6 protein-coding genes are annotated in these 6,843 nt (G+C 39.1%); 1 reads left to right on the plus strand and 5 read right to left on the minus strand.

The window, feature by feature from the left end; genetic code table 11:
• Positions 1-158: 158 nt before the first annotated feature.
• Positions 159-602: a nuclear transport factor 2 family protein gene (locus BKK50_RS11595; protein ID WP_077418300.1), complete on the plus strand. Its 444-nt coding sequence runs from the start codon at positions 159-161 to the stop codon at positions 600-602.
• Between the two features lie 179 nt (positions 603-781).
• Here BKK50_RS11595 and BKK50_RS11600 read toward each other — a convergent pair whose 3' ends face one another.
• The 5 genes from BKK50_RS11600 to proQ all read right to left on the minus strand — a co-directional run bounded on the left by BKK50_RS11600 (position 782) and on the right by proQ (position 6,372).
• The gene (locus tag BKK50_RS11600; RefSeq protein ID WP_077418286.1) at positions 782-1,408 is read right to left on the minus strand and encodes an MBL fold metallo-hydrolase; all 627 of its coding nucleotides are present in this window, start codon (positions 1,406-1,408) and stop codon (positions 782-784) included.
• A gap of 56 nt (positions 1,409-1,464) precedes the next feature.
• Positions 1,465-2,025, minus strand: a complete 561-nt coding sequence (gene mepK / locus BKK50_RS11605; protein ID WP_077418288.1) for a peptidoglycan L,D-endopeptidase MepK — start codon at positions 2,023-2,025, stop codon at positions 1,465-1,467.
• A 76-nt stretch (positions 2,026-2,101) separates the two neighbouring features.
• Positions 2,102-3,565: a L,D-transpeptidase family protein gene (locus BKK50_RS11610; protein WP_077418291.1), complete on the minus strand. Its 1,464-nt coding sequence runs from the start codon at positions 3,563-3,565 to the stop codon at positions 2,102-2,104.
• Positions 3,566-3,641: 76 nt separating this feature from the next.
• Complete coding sequence (prc, locus tag BKK50_RS11615) at positions 3,642-5,702, minus strand: carboxy terminal-processing peptidase (protein ID WP_077418294.1); 2,061 nt, start codon at positions 5,700-5,702, stop codon at positions 3,642-3,644.
• A 31-nt stretch (positions 5,703-5,733) separates the two neighbouring features.
• Positions 5,734-6,372 carry an RNA chaperone ProQ gene (proQ, locus tag BKK50_RS11620; protein WP_077418297.1) on the minus strand — a complete coding sequence of 213 codons (639 nt, stop codon included), beginning with the start codon at positions 6,370-6,372 and terminating at the stop codon, positions 5,734-5,736.
• Positions 6,373-6,843: the final 471 nt, after the last annotated feature.

Raw genomic sequence — 6,843 nt, forward strand, 5'->3', positions numbered from 1 at the left:
TATGTAGCAGTTGCACAACGTTGTTTTTTGTTATCTTGTAGGGACACACTGCGTGTGTCCGAGTTTTAACCTATTGAAATAATTTGATTTTATAACGGACACACGCAGTGTGTCCCTATGTTTTGGTTAAAATTTCTGTTTTATGCATTTGCTACATAATACCGGAAAAAGCCATTTTAACGACCGCACTTTTCGCCTTTTCAACTACTTTATTTGCCTCAACACCAGAGCAAAACAAAGCAGCCGCACTGGATTTCTATGAAATGGTGTTCAACCAACATAAGTTACAAGAAGCTAGCGATAAATATATCGGCAAGGAATATTTACAGCACAATCCAACCGTGGCAGATGGTAAACAAGCCTTTATTGACGCTTTTGCCCCCTTTTTAAAAGCTCATCCAACATCGAAAGCGACCGTAAAACGAGTATTGGCTGACGGCGATTTTGTTGCTCTACATGTGCATAGTCAGTTAAATGATGACGATCTTGGTGAAGCAGTGGTGGATATTTTCCGTTTTGATAAAGAGGGGAAAATTGTAGAACATTGGGATGTCATTCAATCAGTGCCTGAAAAAACAGAAAGCGGACGGAGTATGTTCTAAAAAAGTATGAAAAACAAATCTGCCCCCAAAAGCGACGCCAAAGGCAAACAGATTAAGGGCAGATTTTTTATGACTAAGTACAAGTATCTTTTAAGCGAGAAATGTTCAAAAACAGACTCTTTTCTACTGAGACAGCTTCGCTCATTTTGAGGGTTAGACCAAAACATACACCTTATTTTTCATTTTAAAAAAGGATTATCGGCTTTTTCTCGCCCAATCGTTGTGTAAGGCCCATGACCTGCAATAATGATCATATCATCACTGAGTTTAAATAATTTCTCCCGAATCGATGAGATAAGCTGTTCATAGTTTCCCCGAGGAAAATCCGTTCGCCCAATACCGCCCTGAAATAATACATCTCCGGTAAATGAGGCCTTCTTTTCTTGCTCAATAAAGCCAATATGTCCCGGGGTATGACCCGGTAAATGCAAAATATCAAATTGAATATCACCAATATTAATCACGTCCCCTTCATACAGCCAACGGTCCGGTAAAAAAGCTTCGATATATGGCAAGCCAAAACGTTCTGCCTGTTCGGGTAAACTTTCAAATAAAAATTGATCCTCTTCCTGCGGTCCCCAAATGTCTACATTAAAATAATCTTTCAACTGCATTGCCGCCCCCACGTGATCAAGATGGGCATGAGTCAATAAAATCACCTTTAAATTTAAATCAAGCGCTTCAACTCGCTGAATTAGTTTTTCCGTTTCACCTCCGGGATCAATAATTGCCGCATTTTTTTCATCATCCCAAATCAATGAACAATTTTGTTGAAATACCGTTACCGGAATTATCTCAATATTCATACTTCTCTCCTAACAAACAAAAACCGCACCCAAAGTGCGGTTGATTTTTTCAATTTTTACACACCACGCCAAGTTCTTACCGGACCGGTATCCACGTGAACAAAATTACTGCGAGGATAAAACCCTACCCCACCATTATTCAACCCTTCTGCCGATTGTTTGATTTTAGCAAGCGGTACGCCCTCAATGCGAAAATCAATCGCTTGACCTTTCATATGGTAACTATTACTCGCCACCCCACGGCTTTGACGATGACGCATAGCATTTGTCGCCGGAGAGCGATAACCACAAATGATTTGGATCTCCGCAGTTTGTAATCCTAACCGGCTTTGAATACGATAAAACTTCATAAACAAATTAGGATCCATACGATGAACTTGATTTGTGCGTTTATCACGCATGAAATAATCCAGTTTTTTCAACATTGTGGTAGAAAAACCACCATTTGGTGAAAATGTCGCACTCAAACGCTCACCCGTGTTGATATTACGAAATGCCAAAATACGTGGTTTAGGCGTAGAAACCATCGCCAAAACAGTATTTGGAAGCATACTCGCACCTAACACAACGCCCCCTAAGGATAACCATCTTCGGCGGCTTTGATTGATTTTATCCATATTTTTCTCTCCTTTCTTTCCTTCGCTTTTCGACTTAAAAAATACCACTTAATTCATCCCTAAAGTGCGGTTAATATTAAAGATATTTTTTTACAGTATGCCAGTTTATTTCATCATTACTAACCGCATTGTCATATTTGTAAATATCCGGTAATACTTTCGTTTGACCGTTCTCAACCCACGCAGTGACATAATATAAGAAAACAGGATTATCCGAACGAATATTGGCTGAAGTTGTTTTTTTACTTGCTAAAACGCTCTGTTTCCGATTCTCTGACCAGCCCGCTTCCTTGAGCAAAATATCAGCCAGCTGGGAGGACTTTTCCACACGAACACAGCCTGAGCTTAATGCTCGATCTTTACGTGAGAAAAGACTGCGATTCGGTGTGTCATGGAGATAAATGGCATCAGAACTCGGCATATTAAATTTATAATTGCCTAGTGCGCTGTCCCCCGGAGCCTGACGAATGCGATAAGGGAAATTTTTGCCAATTTTATTCCAGTCAATGGAATAAGGATCAATACTATTTCCTTTACTATCAAGAATACTATAACTATGCGCGGCAGCATAACCCGGATCACGTTTTAATTTTGGCACAATGTCTTCGTTAACCAAACGTGTAGGCGCATTCCATGGTGGATTCACCACAACATTGCTTAATTTACTATACATCACCGGCGTACGGCGCTGATCTTTGCCAACAATGACCCGAGATTCCAATACCAATCTCCCGTCACGATAATATTGCAATTGATAACTTGGAATATTCACAAAAATACCATTGTGAAAATCAGGAATAACGCGCAAGCGTTGGGCATTAATCGCTAATTTTTTGCCTGTTGGTGTTATTCCCAAATCTGAAATCATTGAGGATAAAGCAAGAACGGTTTGGCGATAATGTGAATTATCCGTAGATAAACCTTTCACATAAGCTAAAACATCGTTATTTTTAACCGCACTTAACCACTGCTGAATTTGTTCATCACTCGGTAATTGCGCCTTATATGAACTTGAACCATATAGCCAACGTTGAGCTTGCCGGGAAACATTTGTACTGTAATAAATATAGTCTAAAAAGGCATCGCTTAGTAACACATCATAAGCTAAACCACCGTTTTGTTCTGCCTGATTTAAATTTTCCAGCGATTGTGCCGAACGTTTAGAAACACCGCTTGCAACCATAGCGGCATATTCACGTAAAAATTGTTTTTCCGCCTCTTTATCCTGCCATAATAAATCGTATTTATTATCCGCATAAAGTTTTGCAAGAACTGATTTAAACTGTAAATTTTGTTCGCCAATTTCATGAATAAGCGACATTTCAAGCATTGCCTGCTTTTCTTCCATTAAACGAGATTGATCTTCTCTTATTTCAGCTTCTAACTTCGCCCGTTCTTCCGGTGAAAGTTTTGACATATCAATCATTGACAACGGCTGATTTGACGTTGCATTCTTTGCCCACTCCGCTAAAGCGCAACCGGATGTTATCATTGACAAAGATAATACCAATGCACCTGATTTTAATGTTCCTTTCAACATAAAAATTCCTTTAAAGATTTTATGAAATAGACCGCACTTTATAAAAGTGCGGTCAACATTTAATGATTTTTTACTTCTATTTTTTTATTTCCTGCTGAATACCAACATTTATTTTTTGTTGCTTTCCAGTTAATTTCACTAAATCAACCGCCATCTTTTCAACCTCTTTTAAGAAAAAATCCGGTGCTTCATAGTCTTTTGGTAAAGCATCAATATCTTTCAACGGTTTCTTACCTTCACGTTTAAAACGATCATTAATATCTTTCAAACGTCTTGCATCATCACGATCATTTTCTGCTTTACGCACTTGGTAATTCAACGACATAAATTTGCGATCTCGCCGTTCATCACGAATTTTCAATTCTTCATTTAGCGCAATAAATTCCGGATCTTTCACTATACGCTGCTGATGATTTTTCTCTAACTCCGGGATATATTGACGAACATTACCCACTTCAGCATAAGTCGCTGCCGGAATTTTATCCCAAGGAAGCGCATTATCTTCTTTTTCCTCGCCATTTTCTTTCGCATCAATAATTTCAGGGAATTTAATGTCTGCCGCCACACCTTTTAATTGCGTAGAGCCACCATTAATTCGATAAAACTTTTGAATCGTATATTGCAAAATACCAAGTGGGGTTTGATCTAAATCGTAAACGAAATTCAGTGAACGGCTTTGCTGCACGGTTCCTTTTCCGAAGGTATTCTGCCCCACAATAATCCCTCGATTATAATCTTGCATTGCCGCTGCAAAAATTTCAGATGCCGATGCACTGAAACGATTAATCATCACAATTAACGGACCTTTGTATTGTTCTGTACGGTCATCATCTTCGTGTACCCGAATACGTTGATAGGCATCACGAACTTGCACTATCGGTCCATCTGTAATAAATAATCCACTCAATGCCACCGCCTCTGTCAAAGCACCGCCACCATTTTCACGCAAGTCCACGATTAATCCTTTCACGTGTTTTTTCTCAGCTTGAATTAATAATTTTTTCACATCTTCCGTTAAACCGATGTAAAAACTTGGAATTTTAATCACCCCAATATTTTCGCCATCCACTTTCTCAACGGTTAATTTCGCAGCCTGATCTTCAATACGTACTTTATCACGCACTAAAGTCACAATACGAGATTTGCCCCCATTAGCCGGTTCAATTTCTAAACGAACTTTTGTCCCTTTTTTACCCTTTATTTTGTCAACAATGTCTTCCAAACGCCAACCAATGACATCTTCAATTTCGCCTTTCTCTTGACCTACACCAATAATTTTATCGCCTGCTTTTAATTTTTTGCTACGCTCAGCCGGTGCCCCTGGAACAAGGGATTTAATGATGGTTTCATCATCTTCTGACTGCAACGTTGCCCCAATCCCTTCTAATGAAAGATTCATACTTTCATTAAAACTTTTCGCAGTACGTGGCGCAAGATAGCTGGTATGGGGATCAATTTCACGCGAAAATGCATTTAAGTAAGCCTGAACAATATCATCCGCTTTCGTTTGGGTTAAACGACGAATAGCCAGATTATAGCGCTTTGTCAATTTATCTTTGATCTCCGACCATTTTTTGTCTTTCAATTTCAAATTGATCACATCGTTTTTCACACGTTCTTCCCAAAGACGATTCGCCTCTTCTTCCGTTTTAGGAAATGCCGCTTTTTCACGATCAATTTCAATTTGATCTTGACCATTTAAATTAGGCTCTTTATCCAATAATGAAAGGGCATAAGCATAACGCTCATATCGACGTTTCATCATTAAATCATAAATTGCAAAAGCCGCCGAGAGATCACCTTGATTGAGCTGATCATCAAGTTGTGCACCATATTTTTGGCGTAACGCATCAATATCCGATTGCAAAAAAGTATTACGACTATAATCAAGGTTTTTAATATAACGATCGAAAACTTGTTCGGAAAAAGCATCATCAAGCTGAAACTTACGATAATGAGATTGCGTTAAGCGTGTTGTAGCACGTTTTGTCGCCAATTGATTTTCCTCCGTGACGACAGGGGGTTGAATATCACTCAATTTCAATTTGGGTGCAACAGCAAAGCTCACACCGGAATGAAAAAACAACGCACCGAATACAGCGGTTGCCAAAATACTTCTGGACATCGTAAATTTCATTTCACTTTTCCCGATAATTAAAATATCAATGCTATGAAAACAAGTGATCTACGGTAACGTTCATCACTAAGCCATTTTCAAGCTCAACACGAGCCGAATCTTTCAACACTTCAACGATAGTACCTTTCTTCGCCTTATCCCCAACTTTTACTTTCACAGAATCACCGGTAGAAAGTGAAGAAAAATCAACCGCAGTTAATTCAACCCTTGGCTTATGTGGTGCTTTTGAAAAATTTTGACGACGAGGTTGACGTTTTTGCTGCGCCTTTTTCTCCGCTAATTCAGCCTTACGTTTTTCAGCAAACTTTGCTTTCGCTTCAGCAAGTTGCTGTGCAGCATGGGCGACATGTTCGGCCTCTAAAACACCGGCAGAATGACCATACAAATCAACACGCACTGCACCCTCACGACAGCCGTGTAAATAGCGCCAGTTTGATGTGTATTGACGAAGTGCATGACGCAATTGGGTTTTACTTACACGCTCATCATCTTTTAGCGCTTCCGCTAAATCTTGAAACAAACCAATTTTTAGCGGTTTTGCTTCCCCCTCTAAAATAAAGCAAAGCGGAAACTTTTCAGCTAAGTAAGCGATAATTTCCTTATTATTCGTCAATTTTTGTAAATTTGACGATGTGTCTTCGATTTGAACATCAAGTTGAGAATCAGTCATTTTTTGTCCTAGTACTAAAAATAAAAAACCTGCGTAGTGTATCGCACTTTTATAAGGCTTGACAATGGTTCAAACACTGATGCTTTTCTCTCCTTAACGAGTCAGGAAAGGTATGTCTGTTCATCCACATTCTTATGTCTTTTAAAAGTGCGGTCAGATTTTTCGGTATTTTGCTTGGTGTACGAATATTTTCGCAAATTACCCACCTTATCAGGCTTCGCCATGCTCATTGCGGTTACAGGACTCGCCAATCATCATAGCCTGTGTGAAATAAAAAAATGTTTATGTACGGTATTATGTAGCAAATGCACAAAAACAGAAATTTTAACAGAACGTAGGGACACACTGCGTGTGTCCGTTATAGAATCAAATTATTTCAATAGGTTAAAATTCGGACACACGCAGTGTGTCCCTACCGCTTTTCCCAAAAAAATCGCCTTTTCAACGGCTCGAAATCTGAAATTTAGCCCT

It is taken from the genome of Rodentibacter rarus, from assembly GCF_001998965.1.
In the GTDB taxonomy this organism is placed as follows: domain Bacteria; phylum Pseudomonadota; class Gammaproteobacteria; order Enterobacterales; family Pasteurellaceae; genus Rodentibacter; species Rodentibacter rarus.

Excerpts from the sequence above, each read along its gene's own strand:
- proQ (WP_077418297.1), bottom strand. The coding sequence starts at position 6,372 with ATGACTGATTCTCAACTTGATGTTCAAATCGAAGACACATCGTCAAAT.
- BKK50_RS11610 (WP_077418291.1), bottom strand. The coding sequence starts at position 3,565 with ATGTTGAAAGGAACATTAAAATCAGGTGCATTGGTATTATCTTTGTCA.
- BKK50_RS11600 (WP_077418286.1), bottom strand. The coding sequence starts at position 1,408 with ATGAATATTGAGATAATTCCGGTAACGGTATTTCAACAAAATTGTTCA.
- prc (WP_077418294.1), bottom strand. The coding sequence starts at position 5,702 with ATGAAATTTACGATGTCCAGAAGTATTTTGGCAACCGCTGTATTCGGT.
- mepK (WP_077418288.1), bottom strand. The coding sequence starts at position 2,025 with ATGGATAAAATCAATCAAAGCCGCCGAAGATGGTTATCCTTAGGGGGC.